Source organism: Corynebacterium sp. c25Ua_89, from assembly GCF_047459735.1.
Taxonomy (GTDB): domain Bacteria; phylum Actinomycetota; class Actinomycetes; order Mycobacteriales; family Mycobacteriaceae; genus Corynebacterium; species Corynebacterium simulans.
This window is the reverse complement of record NZ_JASBOD010000001.1, coordinates 48139-67392: the sequence shown is the minus strand read 5'-3', so window position 1 is coordinate 67392 and position 19254 is coordinate 48139. Positions and strand designations below refer to the sequence as shown.

At 57.7% G+C, this 19254-nt stretch carries 25 protein-coding genes; 11 read left to right on the top strand and 14 right to left on the bottom strand.

What is annotated here, in order from left to right; all coding sequences use genetic code 11:
• Nucleotides 1–6: 6 nt before the first annotated feature.
• The 3 genes from QKB66_RS00335 (at nt 7) to mscL (ending at nt 2005) form a co-directional block, all read left to right on the top strand.
• The gene (locus tag QKB66_RS00335; protein ID WP_248091105.1) at nt 7–603 is read left to right on the top strand and encodes a 5-formyltetrahydrofolate cyclo-ligase; all 597 of its coding nucleotides are present in this window, start codon (nt 7–9) and stop codon (nt 601–603) included.
• Nucleotides 604–672: 69 nt separating this feature from the next.
• Nucleotides 673–1359, top strand: coding sequence for an SAF domain-containing protein (locus tag QKB66_RS00330; protein ID WP_414252439.1), 687 nt, complete (start codon nt 673–675; stop codon nt 1357–1359).
• A 184-nt stretch (nt 1360–1543) separates the two neighbouring features.
• Nucleotides 1544–2005 carry a large-conductance mechanosensitive channel protein MscL gene (gene mscL / locus QKB66_RS00325; RefSeq protein ID WP_414252438.1) on the top strand — a complete coding sequence of 154 codons (462 nt, stop codon included), beginning with the start codon at nt 1544–1546 and terminating at the stop codon, nt 2003–2005.
• A gap of 108 nt (nt 2006–2113) precedes the next feature.
• Here mscL and QKB66_RS00320 read toward each other — a convergent pair whose 3' ends face one another.
• The 7 genes from QKB66_RS00320 to QKB66_RS00290 all read right to left on the bottom strand — a co-directional run bounded on the left by QKB66_RS00320 (nt 2114) and on the right by QKB66_RS00290 (nt 7514).
• Entirely contained in the window at nt 2114–2335 is a 222-nt protein-coding gene (locus QKB66_RS00320) for a hypothetical protein (protein ID WP_082778570.1), read from the bottom strand.
• A 27-nt stretch (nt 2336–2362) separates the two neighbouring features.
• Nucleotides 2363–2935: a molybdenum cofactor biosynthesis protein B gene (locus QKB66_RS00315; RefSeq protein WP_061921496.1), complete on the bottom strand. Its 573-nt coding sequence runs from the start codon at nt 2933–2935 to the stop codon at nt 2363–2365.
• A gap of 102 nt (nt 2936–3037) precedes the next feature.
• Complete coding sequence (locus QKB66_RS00310; RefSeq protein WP_248091107.1) at nt 3038–4438, bottom strand: S1C family serine protease; 1401 nt, start codon at nt 4436–4438, stop codon at nt 3038–3040.
• A gap of 156 nt (nt 4439–4594) precedes the next feature.
• On the bottom strand, nt 4595–6148 hold the full coding sequence (locus QKB66_RS00305; RefSeq protein WP_248091109.1) for an ATP-binding protein: 1554 nt from the start codon (nt 6146–6148) through the stop codon (nt 4595–4597).
• Complete coding sequence (locus tag QKB66_RS00300; RefSeq protein ID WP_282439970.1) at nt 6145–6843, bottom strand: response regulator transcription factor; 699 nt, start codon at nt 6841–6843, stop codon at nt 6145–6147. The genes QKB66_RS00305 and QKB66_RS00300 overlap by 4 nt, the downstream gene beginning before the upstream one ends.
• A 212-nt stretch (nt 6844–7055) precedes the next feature.
• Nucleotides 7056–7229 carry a 50S ribosomal protein L32 gene (gene rpmF / locus QKB66_RS00295; protein ID WP_005530148.1) on the bottom strand — a complete coding sequence of 58 codons (174 nt, stop codon included), beginning with the start codon at nt 7227–7229 and terminating at the stop codon, nt 7056–7058.
• A gap of 15 nt (nt 7230–7244) precedes the next feature.
• Nucleotides 7245–7514: a type B 50S ribosomal protein L31 gene (locus QKB66_RS00290; protein ID WP_061921281.1), complete on the bottom strand. Its 270-nt coding sequence runs from the start codon at nt 7512–7514 to the stop codon at nt 7245–7247.
• A 577-nt stretch (nt 7515–8091) separates the two neighbouring features.
• Between QKB66_RS00290 and rpmB the strand changes: the two genes are divergently transcribed.
• From rpmB to QKB66_RS00260, 6 genes are all read left to right on the top strand, one after another.
• A complete protein-coding gene (rpmB, locus tag QKB66_RS00285) occupies nt 8092–8328 on the top strand; it encodes a 50S ribosomal protein L28 (RefSeq protein WP_005279911.1) in 237 nt (78 codons plus the stop codon).
• 2 nt (nt 8329–8330) lie between these two features.
• Nucleotides 8331–8495: a 50S ribosomal protein L33 gene (gene rpmG / locus QKB66_RS00280; protein ID WP_042530058.1), complete on the top strand. Its 165-nt coding sequence runs from the start codon at nt 8331–8333 to the stop codon at nt 8493–8495.
• 3 nt (nt 8496–8498) lie between these two features.
• The gene (gene rpsN, locus QKB66_RS00275; protein ID WP_061921278.1) at nt 8499–8804 is read left to right on the top strand and encodes a 30S ribosomal protein S14; all 306 of its coding nucleotides are present in this window, start codon (nt 8499–8501) and stop codon (nt 8802–8804) included.
• 21 nt (nt 8805–8825) lie between these two features.
• Entirely contained in the window at nt 8826–9074 is a 249-nt protein-coding gene (rpsR, locus tag QKB66_RS00270; protein WP_034657238.1) for a 30S ribosomal protein S18, read from the top strand.
• Between the two features lie 244 nt (nt 9075–9318).
• Nucleotides 9319–10110, top strand: coding sequence for a hypothetical protein (locus QKB66_RS00265; RefSeq protein WP_070455974.1), 792 nt, complete (start codon nt 9319–9321; stop codon nt 10108–10110).
• An 83-nt stretch (nt 10111–10193) separates the two neighbouring features.
• Nucleotides 10194–10913: a TetR/AcrR family transcriptional regulator gene (locus QKB66_RS00260; protein WP_248091114.1), complete on the top strand. Its 720-nt coding sequence runs from the start codon at nt 10194–10196 to the stop codon at nt 10911–10913.
• Nucleotides 10914–10948: 35 nt separating this feature from the next.
• Here the strand turns inward: QKB66_RS00260 and QKB66_RS00255 are convergent, their stop codons facing one another.
• The 3 genes from QKB66_RS00255 to QKB66_RS00245 form a co-directional block, all read right to left on the bottom strand.
• Nucleotides 10949–11563, bottom strand: a complete 615-nt coding sequence (locus QKB66_RS00255; RefSeq protein WP_248091117.1) for a hypothetical protein — start codon at nt 11561–11563, stop codon at nt 10949–10951.
• A gap of 72 nt (nt 11564–11635) precedes the next feature.
• Nucleotides 11636–12307: a DNA-binding response regulator gene (locus QKB66_RS00250; protein WP_248091120.1), complete on the bottom strand. Its 672-nt coding sequence runs from the start codon at nt 12305–12307 to the stop codon at nt 11636–11638.
• A 79-nt stretch (nt 12308–12386) separates the two neighbouring features.
• The gene (locus QKB66_RS00245; RefSeq protein WP_414252437.1) at nt 12387–13667 is read right to left on the bottom strand and encodes a serine/threonine-protein kinase; all 1281 of its coding nucleotides are present in this window, start codon (nt 13665–13667) and stop codon (nt 12387–12389) included.
• Nucleotides 13668–13843: 176 nt separating this feature from the next.
• Here QKB66_RS00245 and QKB66_RS00240 point away from each other — a divergent pair, with 176 nt between their 5' ends.
• Entirely contained in the window at nt 13844–14635 is a 792-nt protein-coding gene (locus QKB66_RS00240; protein ID WP_414252436.1) for a hypothetical protein, read from the top strand.
• Here the strand turns inward: QKB66_RS00240 and QKB66_RS00235 are convergent.
• Both QKB66_RS00235 and QKB66_RS00230 read right to left on the bottom strand, forming a co-directional pair.
• Nucleotides 14632–15462: a hypothetical protein gene (locus QKB66_RS00235; RefSeq protein WP_414252435.1), complete on the bottom strand. Its 831-nt coding sequence runs from the start codon at nt 15460–15462 to the stop codon at nt 14632–14634. The genes QKB66_RS00240 and QKB66_RS00235 overlap by 4 nt on opposite strands.
• Before the next feature lie 131 nt (nt 15463–15593).
• Nucleotides 15594–16373, bottom strand: a complete 780-nt coding sequence (locus QKB66_RS00230; RefSeq protein WP_248091133.1) for a hypothetical protein — start codon at nt 16371–16373, stop codon at nt 15594–15596.
• A 235-nt stretch (nt 16374–16608) separates the two neighbouring features.
• Here QKB66_RS00230 and QKB66_RS00225 point away from each other — a divergent pair, with 235 nt between their 5' ends.
• Nucleotides 16609–17010 (top strand): hypothetical protein, encoded by a 402-nt coding sequence (locus QKB66_RS00225; RefSeq protein ID WP_248091136.1) that lies wholly within the window; start codon nt 16609–16611, stop codon nt 17008–17010.
• A 42-nt stretch (nt 17011–17052) separates the two neighbouring features.
• On the opposite strand, the gene purH is transcribed toward QKB66_RS00225, so the two are convergent.
• Together purH and purN are read right to left on the bottom strand one after the other, a co-directional pair.
• Entirely contained in the window at nt 17053–18588 is a 1536-nt protein-coding gene (purH, locus tag QKB66_RS00220; protein WP_248091137.1) for a bifunctional phosphoribosylaminoimidazolecarboxamide formyltransferase/IMP cyclohydrolase, read from the bottom strand.
• Nucleotides 18589–18615: 27 nt separating this feature from the next.
• Nucleotides 18616–19245, bottom strand: coding sequence for a phosphoribosylglycinamide formyltransferase (gene purN, locus QKB66_RS00215; RefSeq protein ID WP_096336340.1), 630 nt, complete (start codon nt 19243–19245; stop codon nt 18616–18618).
• Nucleotides 19246–19254 lie beyond the last annotated feature (9 nt).

The following is a 19254-nucleotide window of genomic DNA, read 5'->3' as shown; positions in this document are numbered from 1 at the left end:
TGTTCTATGACTGAGATAGTGACTGAGATAGCCAAGCAAAAGCATAAATTGCGCGCGGAGCTTCTCGATGCCCGCCGCACCCGCAGCCCCGAGGAGAAGGCCACTGCCGACGCCGCCTGGTGCAACGCGGCCGCCCAACTTCTAAGCCCCGATATGCAGGTCGCAGCCTATAACCCTCTGAGTTCAGAACCCGGCGGCAGCGAGTTTGTCCACACCCTGGCACAGGCATGTAAGGCGGTATATCTGCCTATCTCTGGCGACGATGGACAACTTTACTGGGCGCTTTACGAAGGCCCCGAGAGCCTCCAACCCGGTGCGCTCGGCATCGCAGAACCAACCGGCGAGCGCTTCCCCAGCTCCATCTTGGCTGAGCTCGACTTCATCTTTGCTCCAGCGATGGCAGTGGACAAGAGCGGCTACCGCCTCGGAAAGGGCGCTGGCTACTACGACCGCGCGCTTACTCCACTTATTCCCGGCAAGCCCAAGGTCATTGCCATGGTCCACTCCAGCGAGGTCCGCGATGTGCCAAAGGAAGAACACGACCGCCCAGTTGATGTCATTCTGACTGAGCGTGGGCTCGTCGACATTGAGCCAGGCATTTAGCAAGACGGTTTAGCCATAAGAAACAGCAAAAAGCGGAACCATAACCCCACAACCGCAGTCTAAAAGAGCATGACTGCGGATAAATTGCTGAAAATGCTGCGCACCCCAGGGCATCGGCGGGCGCTGATGTTAAGACGCTTTGTTGCATTGGTGCTGGTTGCTGCAGCAGGCTTCAGCATGCTTTCCGCTCGCAAGGAACACCCGCTGGCGGTGGTCTTTGCCCGCGATGTTCCTGCGGGCCATGCTCTTTCGCTTGACGACGTCACGCTAGCGCCCATCCCGGCCAGCGCACTGCCGGAAACGAAAGTCGATACCAACCTCGAGGAGCTTGAAGGCCGCGTGGTCGTATCAGCGGGTTCAGCTGGAGAAATTCTTACCGAGACGAGACTGCTTGGCCCGCAGCTCGTGGACGATTTAGTGAATAACTCCACAGGAAAAAACTCGGGCGAGGAATCCCACATGATTCCACTCAAGCCAGCGGAACCTGACATCCTTCCCCACCTCCACCATGGGGATACGGTCAACGTCATCGCTGGCGCTAACAAAGAAGAGATAGAAGAAGGCCAAACAACTGCTAGCTCAGTCATCGCCGCAGGTGGGCGAGTAATTACGACAACCAGCGGCGAAGAAGAAAGCCACGCCACCACCGTGCTTTTAGCTCTTCCTGCTTCCCAAGCTGATGCCGTGGCAGCCGCTTCGCTGAGCCAACCGCTCACCGTTGTCATTGTGGGACAACGAGCCACCGGCATGAATTAGCGTAGAGCCGCTTCCAGAAGCCTTCCGATTGAGCCAGAAACGTTGTCACATCCCCTAAAACTCGCTAGGATAAGACCCCACTAGCCCCTGTTTTTAATTTTCATAACATTTGGCTCATGACTAACTTAGAAAAGTCACTCGGGGGCAAGGGTCACAATGTGCTTTAGGAAAGGAAACCCTCCCAATGCTGAAGGGCTTTAAGGACTTCATCCTCCGCGGCAATGTCATCGAGTTGGCAGTCGCAGTCATCATTGGTAGCGCATTCACCGCTATCGTCACCGCCGTCACCAACAATCTCATCCAGCCTCTGATCAACTCCTTCGGCTCCGCAGAAGTCAAGGGCCTTGGCTTCCAGATCACCGACAACGAGTCCACCTTCATGGACTTCGGTGCTGTTATTACCGCTGCCCTCAACTTCCTCATCATCGCTGCGGTTGTTTACTTCCTCATCGTGATGCCAATCAACAAGCTCTCCGAAGCTGCTAAGCGCCGCCACGGCGTTGACCCAGAAGAACCAGCTCCGACCACCGAGCAGCTCCTGACCGAGATCCGCGACCTAATGGAAGCACAGAACGCTTCCGGTCCAGGCCACAACATTGCGGGGACCTCCTACAACCAGGAGAGCACCGGCCGCCACCAGGCATAAGGTTTTACAACCTGCATAAAGACCGAACTCCGGTTGTCTTTTAGAGAAAAGACAACCGGAGTTCGTCGTCATTAATGGCCAATAATTAGAGGTGGGAAACGCTCGCGCCTATTGGCCATAATGCGGTGGCATCTGCTCCCTGTAGAAAGTTTCGTCATGCTTCTGCTCGGCCGGGGCATCCTCATCGAGCTGGACTACGCGATGAGCGTCCCCGCCGCCTTCCCGACCCGAGTTATCAAAGGCAGATACAAAGTCCGGTTGATCGGCAGTACGGTCATAGTCCACGGCGGAGCGACGAACGGCCCGGCGGCGTTTACGCGGTTCAGACATGAATACTAGAAGGAAACTTACCGGCTACTAGACGCTGTATTTCTGCAGCTGGTCGATGAGGTAATGAACTAACGGGGCCAGCGTGGCCATGCCGTCGCGCACTGCGGCGCGGGAGGAAGCCAAGTTAACGATGACGGTCGAGCCCGAAACACCGGAGATGCCCCGCGAGGTGCAGGCATCGACTGCGCCGCAGGCTTGGCCGGAAGAGCGCAGTGCTTGCGCGATGCCGGGAACCATCTGATCCAGGACCGCGCGTGTGGCTTCAGGTGCCTTATCGCGCGGGCCAACACCAGTACCGCCGACGGTAAGGACCAAGTCAACGCCACCGACGACTGCGGTTTCAATGGCCTGACGGATCTTCGACTTCTTGGAACGAACAGTCACGGAGCCATCGACCTGGAATTCAGCCTCAGAAAGGAGCTCGCCGACCAAACGGGACGTATCATCCGAGTTCTCGTCTGGGTGGTCAGTGATGACAACCACCAGTGCGCGGCGCGGTGCGTTGAAGTTTTGCTCCTGCTCGCTGGCGATCAGGAAGGCGTCATCAGGCTCAGCGACGTCCAACAAAGACCCTGTGGATTCCTCAGAGACCTCGAAAATGCCGTTGTTGGTCTCGTTGTCAGCATGGTCTGCCAATGTAGCTCCTTTATAGGACCAAAAATTCTTCTTCAAAGATTCGGGCGATTTTTGCTAGTGGATAATTTACTCGCCCGAAAGGGTTACCTCTACCTGGCGAGGATCTTTTCCTTCCTCATTGCTGACCTCGAGCGTGACCTTGGCGCCGAAGTCTTGCGAGCGAGCTGCGGCAATCAAGGAATCAGAGTTCTCGATGCGGCGGTCGTTGACGCGGGTAACGAGGTCGCCTGCCTTCAGCCCTGCTTCTTCTGCTGGGCTGCCTGGCTCAACCTCGACGATGCGTGCGCCGTCGCCACTGTCGCGCGCGTCCACCTTGACGCCCAAGGTTGGGTGCTTAACCTCGCCCTTGTTGATGAGCTGATCAGCCATGCGCTTCGCAAAGTTGGAAGGGATTGCAAAGCCCAAGCCGATGGAGCCTGCTTCACTCGAGCCGGAGCTCGACAAGGAGGCAATCATGGAATTCATGCCGATCAGGTTGCCGTTGATATCAACCAATGGGCCGCCGGAGTTGCCAGGGTTAACTGCGGCATCGGTCTGAATGGCGTCGATAAGCGAGCTCTCGCCACCCTCCTGGGATGCGCGAACCGGGCGATTTTTCGCGGAGACAATACCGGAGGTAACTGTGGCATTTAGCCCCAGCGGGGAGCCCACAGCAACGACCTCTTGGCCAACGGCCACGGCGTCAGAATCACCGAATTGCAGGAACGGCAGGTCATTAACGTCCTTGATCTTGATGATCGCGACGTCGGTGTTTGCGTCGGAAGAAATAAATTCAGCTTCGTGCTTGCTGCCGTCGTTCATGCTGACGCGCAACTGGCCACCACGCTCAGCGCCGGCAACCACGTGGTGATTAGTTAGCACATAGCCATCCGGCGAGATGATGGAACCAGAGCCCTCAGCAGCGCTGGTAAGGCCCAAAGCCTCAATGGAAACAACCGCGGGCAGCACCTTAGCAGCGGTGGCCTCAACTGAGCCCTCAGCTGGTTCCTCACCGGTGCTATTAGCCACCGGCTCATTCTGCAGAACCTGGTTTACGGTGCTCGTATCGTTGTTGTCCTTCGCTCCTAGAGCCAGGCCAGTAATGCTGCCCGCAGCAACGGCGCCGACGAGGAACATGGCCAAAGCCGTACCCAGGCCCACCTTCTTCTTTTCTGGCGGGTTCGGTTGCGCCCCTACGTAAGTTATGCCCTGGTTAGGTTGGCCCGGTTGGCCGAACTGTCCTGGCTGGCCGGGCTGGCCCACGCCGAAGCTTTGGGTCTGCGGGCTTGCTTGGCCGCCGACGAATTGGGGATTGCCCACGCCGTGGTTGAAGTTAGCGCCCTGCATCCCAAAGGAACCAGCCTGGCCGCTGGAGCTAGGCTGCGCCCCGAAGTTCTCGCGCGGTTCATTCCAACCGGCAGAATTGCTGAGATTGGGTTGATTCTCGGACGTTGGCCTTTCGCCGCGTGGATCCGCAGGCTCATTCATGTTTGAGTTCCTCGTATTCATGTAGACAATTGTGCCGCGGTGGGCTGGGGTGCATCTGTAACGATTCTGCTAGCCATATAAGAATAACTGTTAGAACCCTGTATGTCCTGACCTGCAACGCAACCCCTTTTTATGCCGCAATAAGGCCGGCGCAGATTAACCCTGATTAAACCAGCGCTCAGCGAAGATGGTGCCGCGATCAACTGCCGCCTCATCTTCTTCGTTTGCGGAAGGATCGGAAAGGCCATCAACAAAGGTCTCGCCTTCCCCACGGTAACCCGGCAGGATAACCTCCATGCGCGTGCCGCCATCGTTCGAATCCTTAATTTCAATGGAGCCCTCGTGGCGCTCAATCACGGATTTAACGATGGCCAGACCCAAACCAGAGCCCGGCATCGAGCGGGCGTCTGCGGAACGGTAGAAACGCTCGAATACCTTCTCCCGCTCATCCGGCGGAATTCCCGGGCCAGAGTCGTCGACTCGGAGGCGGACCTCGTGCTCGCTGATCTGCTGCATGAACACACGCACGGTGCCGGTCGCAGGCGACCATTTCGCCGCATTGTCCATCAGGTTAAGCGTTGCGCGGCCCAGGGCGAATGGATCGCCTTCTAGGACCCACGGAATAAAGCGCACCCGGAACTCGACGTCGGGGCGGCGTCGCCTAGCGCGCGCTAGCGAAGATTCGAGCACCTCCATAAGGTCAACCGGCTCCGGAGCCTTCTCCGTGGCGTCCTCACGAGCCAAGTCGACCAAGTCACCGATGAGCGCAGAAAGCTCCGTCATCTGTGACATGACGTCATCTTCCAAGTCGCGGCGATCTTCTTCGCTGATACCAACCCCACCGCCGGACTTGTTCATCATCATCAGCAACTCAATGTTGGTACGCATCGAGGTCAACGGAGTCTTCAACTCGTGTCCCGCGTCCGCCACAAACTGGGCCTGCTGCACACGCGATTGCTGCAGCGCTTCCAACATCTGATTAAAGGAAACCGTAAGCTGCGCCATCTCGTCATTGTTGACAACCTCGATAGGACGTAGATCGTTGGTCTGCGTGACGTAATCGGCCGCACGCTTCAGGCGCGAAATCGGCTGCATACCAGTCTTGGAAACGAGCATGCCGGCAAAGATCGCCAGCAGAACGCCAAGCGCAACGATAACGAGCAAGATTGCGCCGATGGCCGCGATGATATCATTCGTCTCGCTCAAGTCCCGGGCCAAGACCACAGTGGTGCCTAAATCATGGCGTTTTGCGAGGATGCGCTCGCCACCGACGGTGCGCACCGAGGTCTCGGTGTAATCATCATCCTTCTGAAACTTATCCCCCACCGGGATGGCATCACCAAAGGTAAAGCTCCAGGAAGGCGGGGAAATCGCGATACGCGTCGATGGATTATAGAGCTTAAACTTCGCGACTTCGGAATCGATAGATTCAACAAAACGCGGGTCCTGGCTTTCCTGAATCAACACGTCGGCTTTTTGCTCAAGCTGCTTGTCGACGGCCGCGGTCAAAGACTCAGACACAATCCAGTAGGTTGCCAGGGTCATAAGCGCCACAGCGATGGCCACGACCAGACCCGTAACAAGCGAAAGACGCCACCGTAGTGGCGCCCGAGAAGCCCAACTCCCCCTTCCGCCGGCAATCTCGTTAACAGGGGTGGGTTGTACCTGTTCGGAAGCCTCGGCGTTGGACGCTGGCTTCCTCAAAATCACGGAGTCGACTCCCGCAGAACATAACCAACGCCGCGCACGGTGTGGATGAGACGCGATTCGCCCTCACCTTCCGTCTTCTTCCTCAGGTAGCCGATGTAGACCTCTAGTGCGTTGCCGGAAGTTGGGAAATCGTAGCCCCATACCTCTTCCAGAATCACGTTGCGCGGCATGACCTTGCGCGGGTTTTCCATCAGCAGCTGCAGCAAAGCAAACTCGGTACGGGTCAAAGAGATATGCCGGTCGCCGCGCTTTACCTCACGGGTATCAGCATCGAGCTGCAAATTCTCAAAGGAAAGCTCGGTCTCCACGCTGTGCGGTGTCCCAATGGAGTCTGCAGCGGCGCGGCGCAGCAAAGAACGCACGCGTGCCAAAAGCTCCTCCAGCGCAAATGGCTTCGGTAGATAATCATCCGCTCCGGCATCGAGACCAGCCACGCGGTCGGAGACACTATCGCGAGCAGTTAGCACCAGGATTGGGCGATCCCAACCCTCGCTGCGAAGAGTACGGCAGACTTCAAGGCCGTCCATGTTGGGCATCATGACGTCGAGGATCAACAGCTCCGGATTTTCATTGCGGACAGCCTCCACCGCCTCAAGGCCGTCACTGGCAATCATGACTTCATAACCATTGAACCGGAGAGAGCGACGCAGCGATTCGCGTACCGCTTGCTCGTCGTCGACGACAAGAATTTTCATAAACATAATTATGAACTATTCATGGTGGATTTTCGAAGCCACCATGCAATCCAACCCCTTTCCATCCCCCAAAGCCACAAGCTAACGTTTCTCGCGGCGCCTTTAGGCCATTTATCTGTTTAAAAGATCTATTCAAAAGAAAAAACCTGCGAGGAAGACGCCTTGTTTAAGGTGCTTCTCGCAGGCTTTTTTAAAAAGTAGGGCGTTCTAGATTAGAACTGCTCCACGTCTACCAGGCCGAGCTTTGCAGCCTTGACCAGACGGCGCGGGATGCGCACGGTCTGACCGTCGATGGTGACTTCCTGAAGGGCGACGTTGTCTGCCTTCCACTGGGAGCGACGTGCGCGGGTGTTCGCGCGGGACATCTTGAACTTAGGAGTTGCCATTTTCTTCTATCCTCCTTACGCGTTCTTCTTCTTGCGGCGAGCCATTGCACCGAAGCGCTGGTTGAAGCGTTCGACGCGGCCTGCGGTATCCATAACGCGCTGTGCACCGGTCCAGAACGGGTGGGACTCAGCGGTCACGTCAACGACGATCAGTGGGTACTCGTTGCCATCTTCCCACTCAACGGTGCGATCGGAAGTAGCAGTGGACTTGGTCAAGAACGAGTGGCCAGTGCCGGCGTCCTTGAAGACCACCGGGTGGTAATCCGGGTGGATATCCTTCTTCATAATTATTCCCTCAGGGTTGAAACTACGGGTCGGTTCTTCACTCTTCTACCTGGCTTAAGCCTTAAAGAACGGCGAACTTTTTACAAAGCAGCCCTCTATCGGTGTCGAAGATCGTGCCCGAGTTGGGACGTACAGATTAAAATGGCGTTAACCTCATCGCTCCGGGATATAGCTTGCGCTTCCCGTGGGCGGAGATGTCAACAACTTAAAGCATGTTACACCTTTGCCATCAGTTCCCCAAACCCACATACACGCTATTACGCTCCGTATATATAGGAATCGGCCCGCATAATTAACAACAGCCACAGGCGTTAACAAGACCAAATGGCGCAGGTAGTTCGCACGAGCCCACTGCATCAGCTTGCAGCACTGGGACAAGGAAGGCGATTAGGTAATTTGGACCGCGGGCTGTAAGATTTCCCCTTGCTGTTGTCAAAGTATACGTTTTACGCCCCGTCTACTGGTGTTTGACGGTCTTGCCATCCATGCTCAACCTCACTTTTCGAGCACTGCGCCTCACCGCAGAAGGCATAACCGTCAGTAGCCATGATGTGGGCGGCTAGGAGAAAGAAGACCCATGTCGGCTATTTGCCAGGTAACGGGCCGCAAGCCGGAATTCGGCAAGCAGGTCTCGCACTCGCACCGCCGCACTTCGCGCCGTTGGAACCCCAACGTGCAGCGTCGTCGCTACTACCTGCCCTCCGAGGGCCGTACCATCACCCTGAATGTCTCTACCAAGGGCATGAAGATTATTGACCGCGATGGCATCGAGTCCGTCGTTGCCAAGATTCGCGCACGTGGGGAGAAGATCTAAAGATGGCACGTAATGACATCCGTCCAATCATCAAGCTGAAGTCCACTGCGGGCACCGGTTACACCTACGTGACCCGTAAGAACAAGCGCAACAACCCGGATCGCATCACCCTGAAGAAGTTCGATCCGGTCGTCCGCAAGCACGTCGAATTCCGCGAGGAGCGATAATCTATGGCTAAGAAGTCCAAGATCGCCAAGAACGAGCAGCGCAAGGAAATCGTCGCCCGCTACGCGGAGCGTCGCGCTGAGCTCAAGGCCATCATCAAGAACCCGAACACCTCGGACGAGGATCGTCTGGACGCACAGTTCGAGCTGAACCGTCAGCCACGTGATGCATCCCGTTCCCGCATCCGTAACCGCGACGCAGCCGACGGCCGTCCACGCGGTTACCTCCGTAAGTTCGGCCTGTCCCGTGTCCGTATGCGCGGCATGGCTCACCGTGGTGAGCTGCCGGGCGTTCGCAAGTCCAGCTGGTAAAGGGGTAATTGCACAATGGCTATCAAGCGCAATAACCAAAAGAAGTTCCGCATGGAACAAACCCGTCGCCCGAAGAAGAACCCGCTGAAGGCTGAGGGTATCGAGACGGTTGACTACAAGGATGTAAAGACCCTGCGTCTTTTCATCTCCGACCGTGGCAAGATCCGTTCCCGTCGCGTGACCGGTCTTACCCCACAGCAGCAGCGCCAGGTCGCTACCGCTGTGAAGAACGCACGCGAAATGGCTCTCCTGCCGTTCACCGCCCGCTAAATCAGTAGCTGGGTTTCTCAACAGCGCACTTTTGCCGCTGGCAAGTGTGACACGGTAAAAGAACCTTCGAAAGCCGCTTTCTTTCAATCACTTCGATTGGATGGAAAGCGGCTTTTGTGCGTTTTGTTCTTGGCCACGAGATAACTATCTGCTACTTAACCCACAACTTCCCTATGCGGGATTCGAGCTGGTGATAGATTAGTGATATTCACTTTCCCTCTCCTCGAAAGGGCTTTTAAGGCGCATGCCATTGCATCAATCCTTGGCGGATCTCAGTGAGCTCGCAGCACACTGCCAATCCCCCGCTACTGCCCGCGGCTTACTCGCGGAAGCGCAGGATCTCCTGCACAATTCTCTAGACCACAGCGCGAACGAGCTAGAACTTGCCACGTGGTTTTCTCGCATTATCACTGACATCGTGCGCTCGCCCGGCGTCGCCAGCCCCGTGCGCCTTTCCGGCCCCGTCGCCCGCGGTGACGCACTTCCTTCCATGGCCATCACCTGGCTGGGCGAGGACCCGCAGCTGGAATCTATTTTTAGGGACGTGGGCCTTGTTGGCCATCCTGCGGAGGAGAACATGGCCAGCCGTGCCGACGCTGGCCTGGCGCTGGGCGTCGGCAGCGAAGATGCGCTGCTGAAGGAAGCACTGGATTTGCGCCCGCCAGCGCTCAAGGTGGTCGACGGCTTGCCGGATCGCAATGCGCCCGTGGATATCCAGGGTGTCCTGCTCGCCCCCATCGCCGCCATTGCCCGTTGGGCCGCGCCGGCGCCACGTCCTACTCCGGATCGCCTCGCGATCGGCGTTGAGCGTGAGCTTCTCGACGCCGCCGAAGCCGAAGCCTTATCCCTTGCCTGGGGCACCGGCATCGCGTTGGAGTTGCGCCAGTGGCACGCCGGCGTCAACGGACGCGATGGTGTCCTTGCTACTCTCCCACCCCTCGACCGCACCGCTTATGGCTCCGCCTGCCGCACGGTATCCGCAAACTTTGAGTCCATTGATAAACGTCAGAAAGACTGCTCCACGCAGGACAATTAATTAGTTGCTGCGAATATAAACGAGTACACTTAACTGGCTTAATGAATTAAAATTCATTCACACGAAAGGAGGCGTCCTGCCCCATGGCTGGAACTGTTGGTAGGCCGCGCAAGAACAGCCCGCGCCGCCGTGGAACTACCGCCCGTGAAGAGATCCTCGACGCTTCATCAGAGCTTTTCACCACGCAGGGTTTTGCCACCACTTCGACGCACCAGATTGCGGATGCCGTGGGCATTCGCCAGGCGTCTCTGTATTATCATTTCCCCTCCAAGACGGAGATCTTCTTAACCCTCCTTAACTCCACCATCGAGCCTTCCCTCGAGCTCGCCGAGGAACTTGCTGCCTCCGAAGCCACCGCTGAGCAGCGCCTATGGTCCCTCGTCGCGGCGGAATCCCGCCTGTTGCTCACCAGCGGCTGGAACGTTGGCCGCCTCTACCAGTTGCCGGTGGCTAACTCCCCCGAGTTCTCCGAGTACCACGAACAGCGCACTGCTTTGCAGTCTCGTTTCCGCGAAATTGCCGCCTCAATCGTCGGCGAGGATGACCCCCGCATCGAGCTTCCGTTCCACATCGCGCTTTCGGTCATTGAGATGCGCCCGAACGATGGCACCCCGCCTTTCGACGCTTCCCAGTGCGTTCCGGAGACCGCCGCCATGCTTGCCGACGCCGCGCTAGCCGTTCTCGGCGCAAAGGTTCCGGACAACGCGGAAGAGACCACTCTTGAGCTGCTCAAGAACCGCCACGACTCCATCTCCTCTGCCGCCGCTGCTGCCGCGGATCGTAAGAAGAAGTCCAGCAATTAATTAGTGTGTGCAGCGCGGTGCTGCCAAGCAAACACCTATCGCTGCCAATAGTCGTTCCAGGTGACGCTTTCTACGGTCGCGTTGTCTTGGTAGACGCGCAGACCATCGGCATTGACCACGATGGACGAAGGATCGGCATCAACCTGGTAGGTGCCTTCGTGACCTTCGGCGGGCAGCTCCAAGGTGCCGCCGAACATATCGGAGCGGTAGGTAGCACCGCCGGCGTTGCCGCAGACGACAACCTTGCCGTCATCGCTGGTGCCAGCGAGGATGAGGTCCTCGCCCGCGGTGCACGATGCATAGCTGCCGGACCAACCGCGGTCGCTCAAAATACCACCGCTGACGGTGGACTTATCGCGCCCGTGGTCGTAATGCTCTTCCGGGTTAGACGCTGTTTCCGTCACGGTTACTACGGACGGGCTTGGGCTTTCTTTTGTGCTAGGCGCTGCGGAAGTGGTGCTGGCTGTCGAGGTGGTGGTCGATTCCACCGGCTTGAATTCCTGCTGCGCAGTCTGCTCAGTTTTCTCACCGCCCCGCCCAAGCAAGAAGAATGCAGCGGCGGCTGCCACGATTGCGACGAGAATGACGATTCCGACGACGATAGGCACCACGCCGGACTTATCTTTTTGTTGTGGATACGGATAAGTCATAGTGTGCGCCTTCTTTTCTGTGTCGATACGAGAAATGCTCTATGTGCTAGGTGCGCTAGGTCTTCCTAGACCTTAACGATAGCGCTGAACGGCAAAGTGAGCCAAGCAGTTTTTATGAGGCTTATACACCGCTTCGCCGTCTTCCTTAAGGCTTTCAATCAGGCGATCGATCTTCTGGTTGGTCTTCTTCTCGGTCCAGCCAAGCGCCTGCGCCAGCTCGCGAATCGCCGGGATATTAGCATCCGTGGCACCCGGCGCACGGAGGTAGCTAGCCAGTTGGCGCAGCAGTAGCTCCTGCTCGTCATTCGGGACGTGGCGAGTGCGCGTGCGGTCCCCCTCCTCATCCAGCGGGCGCGGGGTGCGGCGAATCATGTCGTTGTTTTGAACGTCGATGTGAATCTCGTACACGCAATCAGGCGTGGTGAAAGTGATGGCGGTCGGCCCCGGTGGGATGGGTGCCAAGCCGCGCGGCCCTATCTCGATGCGCGAATGGGAGCGCACATTGCGCTGGCTGATATAAAGCGGAATATGGCGGCCCACGTTGGCGAGCATCCAGCCTTGGCCAGAGTACCACAGCTGGAATAGCTGACGGTGCAGGTCCAAGTCCTCTGCGCCTACTACAAAGTCACCAGCACGGCCTACTATGAGCTCGTCGCCCGGGCCCATCCGGTGTACCTGCCCGACCAAGTCATTGATCTGAAGCCATGGTCCAGAGTTTGCCGGCGAGCTGGCGTTAGACTGCATAGATAAGATGCTTTCCATGTCGAGGATAGATGGACAGGTTTATTCCGAAAGTCCATACTAATACCTAAAAGCGTGAAAGTTAGCCGGTTACTAGCGCAATTGTGGTGATCGCAATCGTGATGATGATGAGAATCGTCGCCGCAATCATCAAAGCGTTGTTGTTATCCTTCTGCGGCCGCGCAGGCTGCGCCGGCCGAGCAGACCGTACCTGCTGCGGCGATTGCTGCATTGACCTTGCTGAAGGCATGGACGCCCCCGGATTGATTCCTGGGTTGAAGGGCGCATTGATAGGCCCGCCATAAGAAGGCACCGAGCCCATCGCGGGGTTGCCCCAATTCTGCGCACCTCCGGTGAGGTTATGGGCGCTGCCCATACTAAAGCCCATGGCGGGAAGCTGACCGCTTGCCGGATAGTTCGTGGCTTGGTTCTCCGGGATTGCGGATCGCGCATTAAGATCGGCTCCACCGTTTCCGCATGCCTCCAGTGCATCGATGAACTTGCTGGCTTCTGGAAAACGCTTATAAGGAGTGTTATCCAGTGCTCGTTCCATCACTGCGTCAATCTGCTGAGTGGCCATTGCCGCCTGTGGATCAAGCCGTGCCACGATAGCCGGGGTGCCCATCGCCGGGACTATACGCTTGGTGCGCCAGGCAGACTCCGGCATCATCTCTTTGAGGTGATACATGGTCAGCATCTCAAACGCGATGAGTGCTAGCGCATAGTTATCACCTGAAAAGGATGCTTCCTGGCCGCTGTAATCACGCGAATTGCTCTCTGGTGAAGAGTAGTTTTCAGTTCCGATTACGTTGCCTACGGCGGTCAAACGCGACTGTCCCTCCGAGATAGCGATTCCGAAGTCGCTCAGAACGCTATAACCTCTATCGGTGGGCCGGCGGCGTAGCAAGATATTGGCCGGTTTTACATCCCGGTGAATCCACCCATCGGGGCGCATCGAATGCATTTGGTCCAGTGCTTTGGCCACGGGGCGCAAGTACTTGACGACGTCGCTGATGCTAAAACCCGGCTCATTACTCTGGCGACGTTCACGGATGAGCTCTTCCAACGTGCCGCCTTCGAAAAGCTCCATCTCGAAGCCGAGATTGCCCTCGTTATCGGCCAGCTTCTTATTTATGTGCGTGACATAGGAGCTATGGATGGCCGCCAGCGCCTTCATTTCATTGTGGAAGCGCTTGAGCCCTTCTTCGTTGTGCAGCTCCGGCAACACCGTCTTGATTGCAACGTTGCGCCCTAAATCGACATCGGTGCCCGCGAAGACGGTTCCCATGCCGCCGCCACCGATGCGCCGGACGTTTGCATATCCTTGGCGCTCCAGCCACATAACTACACGGGAATCATTCACGCGTATATTTCACCACACCCGATGTAAATGCAGATCTTCAGAATCGCCCTATCTACCCCGCTTATGGGGTAGCATAACCGCTCGTAGAAGGCAGCTACTATTTGTAACTACTCGGCAACTTTTAGGTTGCTTCCTGTTTTTATTTCCTATCGCCGATTTCTTTGCCGAAGGATGCAATGACCAACCCTAACCAAGGCCCAAATCACTACCCTTCGCTGCCCACGAATATGTACTCGAGCACGCAGTCGCAATCCCCATTTGGCGAGCAGAATCCCTATACCGACCCAAATGGCCGCTACCAGTCGACGCAGCCGATGGGATTTACAGCGCCCGCCGCGCAGCCCTCGCGAAACTGGGTTCCGATCCTGTGCATCTTGGCAGTCATCCTGGCCATGCTGATTGGCGGCGGCGTGGTCTGGGCGGACAAGAAGAGCGACGAGGCTCAGCAGCCACCTGTCGCTCCGGCACCGCCGTCGACGGAGGTTACGGAAGAACCCGCCACGACCACGGAAGAAACCGAGTCTGATCCAACGCCTACCCAGGATTCTTCTTCCCCGGCGCAGAATAATTCGCCGCGCTATCAGCAAAGGCAGCAGCCGCGCCAGCAAACCCACACCACTACGCAGCGCACGGATTATCCAGCAGGGCTTAGCGCCAATGGCTGGGACGGAATCTCCGGCGCGCAGTGCAACGGCGGCGAAGCCGTGTACGCGGCCAAGAAGTCCGCGCCACAGGCGCACATCGTCATCTGTGACGAAAGCTCCGGCTTGGTCTACCGCGGCAATTGGTCCAGCGGCCCGGCCGTTGGCACTGCCTCAGGTAGCGGCACTTCGTACACCGCTACCTTCAACGATGTCAGCCAGCTGCTGATTAATGGCGGCGAGTTCACAATCATCCCAGACAGCACCTCTTCTGACTACAGCGAGCGAGACACCGGCCAGTTCAACACCGTCTGGAGCGCCAACTAGCAAGCAGCCTTGGGCCACTGGACCTTCGCACCTGCGAGTTCGGTGGCCAAGGCGCTGAGCATTTGTTGTGCCGAGCCATAGGCACCGCTTGGCGACGTCGCGTAAATAGCCACCGCAACCTTCTTACCGTTGAGCTCTACCGTGCCCATCTGCCGTGCTTCATAGGCGCCGTTTGTATCTGGGCCCCAACCGCCCTTAAAAGATGAATTATCGAGGCTGCCTAAGCCATAGCTTTGGGCAGGATCAGAGGCAGCCATAGCAGTGAGCACTCCGCTACCCTGTGCGATACAACCCAGCTGCCCTATAAAGCGCGCTTGATCAGCGACTGTCCATTGGGTCTGCCCGAAGGCGGAAAAGCCCGGACGGGTAACCGTGGGCTGCACTTGCACGTCTAAGCCTGCTTCCGCTAGAACTGCGCTGGCGGCGCTAGCTGCAGACTGCCCGTCGCCTAAGGATTGCCAGAGATTTTCTGCGGCCGCATTATCTGAAAAAGTAATGGCCTGCGAGACCATCGCCGGATCTGCAGAACCAGCGCGTTCCGCGGCAATTGCCACCGGCACCTTCGCGGTAGACCATGCGGCTCGCGGCTCAGAAATACCGGCACGATATACCTCATCCTGACCTGCAACGGCGATTCCGGCTTTCCCGCCGTACTTGCTCTCCACGTCTTCGACGATCTTCTGCAGTGCTTCCTGGACGTTCCCCCTCGCTGCAGCAGGAGCCGGATCCTTGTCAGACTTTCCTTCATCGCCTTTAGCATCCGCATCGGGCACCATCGTCTGCCCGCTCAAAGTGGGGCGCGGGTCCACATCCGTGCTGGTGGTCATGCTAACTTCCGCCCTTTCCTCCACATCACCGATCGTGCAAGCACTTGCGGCCAAAGCCACGCATAGTAGGCCCAGGCCGCACAGGTTCTTTTTCTTCATCTAGTTGGGTCCTCTCTCGCTGCCGGAGCCGATTAAACGATGTAAACAATGGCGTTGTTGCCGCCGGTGCAGGTGACATATTCGCCGTTGTCACGGCAATCCATCGTGTAGTTGATGCCAGTAACCGGGCTATATGCGGTTATGACCGCGTTATATTCCTTGGTGTCTAGGAAATGCTCTACGTATGCGTCGCGGACGGCGCGGGCGAACTCAGGAGAGGTCATCGTGGAATCACGGTAGACGTTGTTCAGGTCTCCGCCCGCAGCACCAGACATAGCTGCGTCGTTTGCGGCCACCGCACCAGCCGGAAGCGAGGGATACGCTGGGCGTTCCGGAGCCTTGGTCGATTCTTCGGTTGTTGGCGCCTCGGTGGTTGCTTCTGCAGAGGTTGTCAGCATCGGGCTGGTGTTCTTCTCATCGCTGCCGCCCTTAAGAAGGAAAAAAGCCAAAGCAGCGCAGAGCGCGATGACGGCAAGCACAATAAGAGCAATGATTGCCCACTTCGTACCGCTCGAGCGCTCTTCTTGGTACACCGGCGCCGCCTGGCTGTAATCCGCAGGACCATACTGCTGACCGTATCCGCCTTGCGCATGGTACGGCGCGGAGTCACCAGCAAATGGTGAACCCATGTTGGACTGCTCGTATTGCCCATAGTCCTGCGGCGGGTACCCCTGCTGTGAGTAGCCTTGCGGGAATTGCTGTTGTGGTTGATCCGCCGCGTCCTGTCCGCCTGACTGTTTTGCCCAAGGGTTGGTATTGGGTGCTTCGTTTGCGCCTTGGTAGGGGCCAAAGCCGTTGTTTTCGCCAGACAAAACGGTCTCCTATATGCAGGGATATGGTTATTACTTAGATTTCTGATTATGGCACACGCATGCCCTTCGACCAGCTAATTTTTGTGCAGAACTCACCCGAAGTAGGCGGATCTGGGGAAATTTCCTTGGTAGTGGGCGAAGTAGCCAAAACTTCGGTTACATTGTCACTATTGCTATCCCTGCTTATGTGATTCGCCACTGTCTTTGTTGAGGAAAGGCCGTTTTAGAAATCCCTATGACGAACTATCCAGGTTTTGGCTCGCAGCCTAATAACTCGCGGCCTAATTCATCGCCCCAGTTTGGCTCCCCGCAGTTTTCTGCGCCACAATCATCGCCGCAATTTGGTTCCGGATCTTTTGCCCCCGGTACGAACCCCGCGCACCCGGCATCGGCTACGCAACCTAATAACTTCGGCGCGCAAATGCCAGCGCACAACGGCAAAGGATTGATTAGCGGCGCAATCATCGGTCTGATTGCCGCCTTCCTCTTCCTCGCCATTGTCTTAGGCGCCGCGGCATATTTCCTGCTGCCAAAAGACATTCCAGACGCCCCAGCAGACACGGTGTCAACGCCAACCTCGACGCCAGCCTCAACTGCGCCAACGACCATGAGCGACGTTCCATCCGAAAACGTCTAAAGGGGCCCAGCAACCATAAGTTGCCAGGCCCCCTTAAGCGAATTAGTGGAAGAAGTGGCGGGTGCCGGTGAAGTACATGGTCACGCCGGCCTGCTTGGCGGCCTCGATGACCTCTTCGTCACGAATGGAGCCGCCCGGCTGGACGACGGCCTTGACGCCAGCGTCGAGGAGAACCTCCAGGCCATCAGCAAACGGGAAGAAGGCATCCGAAGCAGCGAAAGCACCCGCGGTGCGGTTCGCGCCGTCGGCAAGCGTGTTAGCGCGCTCGACCGCCAGCTTCGCGGAGTCAACGCGGTTGACCTGGCCCATGCCCACGCCCACAGCGGCGTTGTCCTTGGTCAGCAGGATGGCGTTGGACTTAACTGAGCGCACTGCGCGCCATGCGAACTCGAGCTCAGCTAGGTCGGCGTCGGACAGCGCCTCGCCCGACACCAGCTGCCAGTTCTCCGGCTTATCACCCTCGGCCTGGTAAGTATCCGGCTCCTGGCGCAGAACGCCACCGGAGATGTGCTTAATTTCCTCTGCCGGAGCCTCGTGCTCGGCAACGAGGATGCGGAGGTTCTTCTTGGTCTTAAGGATCTCAACCGCGCCTTCTTCGTAAGAAGGAGCAACGATGACCTCGGTGAAGATGTCCTTGACCTGCTCGGCCATCTCGACGGAGACCTCGCGGTTGACGGCGATGACGCCGCCGAATGCGGAGAGCGGATCGCACGCATGCGCGGCGCGGTGTGCCGCAGCGATGGACTCATCAGACACGGCGATACCGCACGGGTTGGCGTGCTTGATGATGGCAACGCACGGACGCTCGTGATCCCATGCGGCGCGCCACGCGGCGTCAGCGTCCTGGTAGTTGTTGTAGGACATCTCCTTGCCGTTCAGCTGCTGCGCGTTAGCCAGGCCCTTGCCGGAGCCATCGCGGGTAACGGTCGCGGACTGGTGGGAGTTCTCGCCGTAGCGCAAGGCGGTGGTAGCGCCTTCGCCGCCGAGCTGATCGACGAACCACTGGGAAACAGCGGCATCGTAATCAGCGGTGTGCAGGAATGCATCGCGTGCCAGGCCACGGCGCTCCTCCAAGGTGAAGCCGCCCTTCTTTGCAGCCTCTGCGACGTCGCCGTAACGCGCCGGATCGACGACGATGGCAACGGATGGGTGATTCTTCGCTGCCGCACGAACCATGGATGGGCCTCCGATGTCGATCTGCTCAACGCAGCCATCGAAGTCCGCGCCGGAAGCAACGGTCTCACGGAATGGGTACAGGTTCACTACGACCAGCTGGAATGCCTCCACACCGAGCTCTTCTAGCTGAGAGATGTGATCCGACTTGCGGGTATCCGCCAAGATGCCAGCGTGAACCTTCGGGTGCAGGGTCTTCACGCGGCCTTCGAGGCACTCCGGGAAGCCAGTGAGCTTTTCCACTGGGGTGACGTTGATGCCAAGGTCTGCAATCTTGGCGGCGGTGGAACCGGTGGACACAATCTCAACGCCGGCAGCGTCGAGGGAGCGGGCGAGATCCTCGAGCCCAGTCTTGTCATAGACGCTAATCAGCGCGCGCTTGATCTGCTTACGGTCATCGCTCATGGTGCGGAGAAAGCCTTCCTAAAAGTCTTAGAGCTGAATCGAAATGGTTGCGTTGGCATCCTGCGCTACCTGAACCGCGCGCAAGACTTTAACGATGAGTTGGCGCTCGACCACCTTGATGCGCTCGTGCAGCGACGCCTCATCATCATCCTGCCGAACCAAGACTGGCTCCTGGGCAATGATGCGACCGGTATCTACACCGGCATCAACAAAGTGGACGGTTGAACCTGTGACCTTCACTCCGTACTCGAGCGCGTCACGTACACCGTGTGCGCCCTTGAAGGACGGAAGCAAAGCCGGGTGAGTATTGATGGTGCGGCCTTCGAAGCGGGCGAGGAAATCTGCGCCCAGAATCTTCATGAAACCAGCCGAAACAACAACGTCTGGTTGCGCAGCTTCTACTGCGGCAACCAGACGTTTATTCCATTCGGCGCGGTCTGCACCCATCTTTACTACTTCTGCTTCAATACCAGCGGCTTTCGCGCGCTCTACCCCCTGACAAGGAACGTCAGCGACGACCTTGACCACACGATAGTTCTCATCCTGCGCATCGATGATGGCTTGCAGGAGTGAGCCGGTTCCGGAGACCAGAACGACGATTTCAATCGGACGGGAGGTGCGGACGGTTTCGCCTTGTGGCTGATGCTGTGAAGTCACGGGACATAA

Excerpts from the sequence above, each read along its gene's own strand:
- QKB66_RS00225 (WP_248091136.1), top strand. The coding sequence starts at position 16,609 with ATGACGAACTATCCAGGTTTTGGCTCGCAGCCTAATAACTCGCGGCCT.
- QKB66_RS00330 (WP_414252439.1), top strand. The coding sequence starts at position 673 with ATGACTGCGGATAAATTGCTGAAAATGCTGCGCACCCCAGGGCATCGG.
- QKB66_RS00290 (WP_061921281.1), bottom strand. The coding sequence starts at position 7,514 with ATGAAGAAGGATATCCACCCGGATTACCACCCGGTGGTCTTCAAGGAC.
- QKB66_RS00255 (WP_248091117.1), bottom strand. The coding sequence starts at position 11,563 with ATGACTTATCCGTATCCACAACAAAAAGATAAGTCCGGCGTGGTGCCT.
- QKB66_RS00310 (WP_248091107.1), bottom strand. The coding sequence starts at position 4,438 with ATGAATGAGCCTGCGGATCCACGCGGCGAAAGGCCAACGTCCGAGAAT.
- QKB66_RS00300 (WP_282439970.1), bottom strand. The coding sequence starts at position 6,843 with ATGAAAATTCTTGTCGTCGACGACGAGCAAGCGGTACGCGAATCGCTG.
- QKB66_RS00320 (WP_082778570.1), bottom strand. The coding sequence starts at position 2,335 with ATGTCTGAACCGCGTAAACGCCGCCGGGCCGTTCGTCGCTCCGCCGTG.
- QKB66_RS00235 (WP_414252435.1), bottom strand. The coding sequence starts at position 15,462 with ATGACCACCAGCACGGATGTGGACCCGCGCCCCACTTTGAGCGGGCAG.
- purH (WP_248091137.1), bottom strand. The coding sequence starts at position 18,588 with ATGAGCGATGACCGTAAGCAGATCAAGCGCGCGCTGATTAGCGTCTAT.
- QKB66_RS00250 (WP_248091120.1), bottom strand. The coding sequence starts at position 12,307 with ATGCAGTCTAACGCCAGCTCGCCGGCAAACTCTGGACCATGGCTTCAG.
- QKB66_RS00240 (WP_414252436.1), top strand. The coding sequence starts at position 13,844 with ATGACCAACCCTAACCAAGGCCCAAATCACTACCCTTCGCTGCCCACG.
- QKB66_RS00265 (WP_070455974.1), top strand. The coding sequence starts at position 9,319 with ATGCCATTGCATCAATCCTTGGCGGATCTCAGTGAGCTCGCAGCACAC.
- QKB66_RS00335 (WP_248091105.1), top strand. The coding sequence starts at position 7 with ATGACTGAGATAGTGACTGAGATAGCCAAGCAAAAGCATAAATTGCGC.
- rpmF (WP_005530148.1), bottom strand. The coding sequence starts at position 7,229 with ATGGCAACTCCTAAGTTCAAGATGTCCCGCGCGAACACCCGCGCACGT.
- mscL (WP_414252438.1), top strand. The coding sequence starts at position 1,544 with ATGCTGAAGGGCTTTAAGGACTTCATCCTCCGCGGCAATGTCATCGAG.
- rpmB (WP_005279911.1), top strand. The coding sequence starts at position 8,092 with ATGTCGGCTATTTGCCAGGTAACGGGCCGCAAGCCGGAATTCGGCAAG.
- rpsN (WP_061921278.1), top strand. The coding sequence starts at position 8,499 with ATGGCTAAGAAGTCCAAGATCGCCAAGAACGAGCAGCGCAAGGAAATC.
- QKB66_RS00260 (WP_248091114.1), top strand. The coding sequence starts at position 10,194 with ATGGCTGGAACTGTTGGTAGGCCGCGCAAGAACAGCCCGCGCCGCCGT.
- rpmG (WP_042530058.1), top strand. The coding sequence starts at position 8,331 with ATGGCACGTAATGACATCCGTCCAATCATCAAGCTGAAGTCCACTGCG.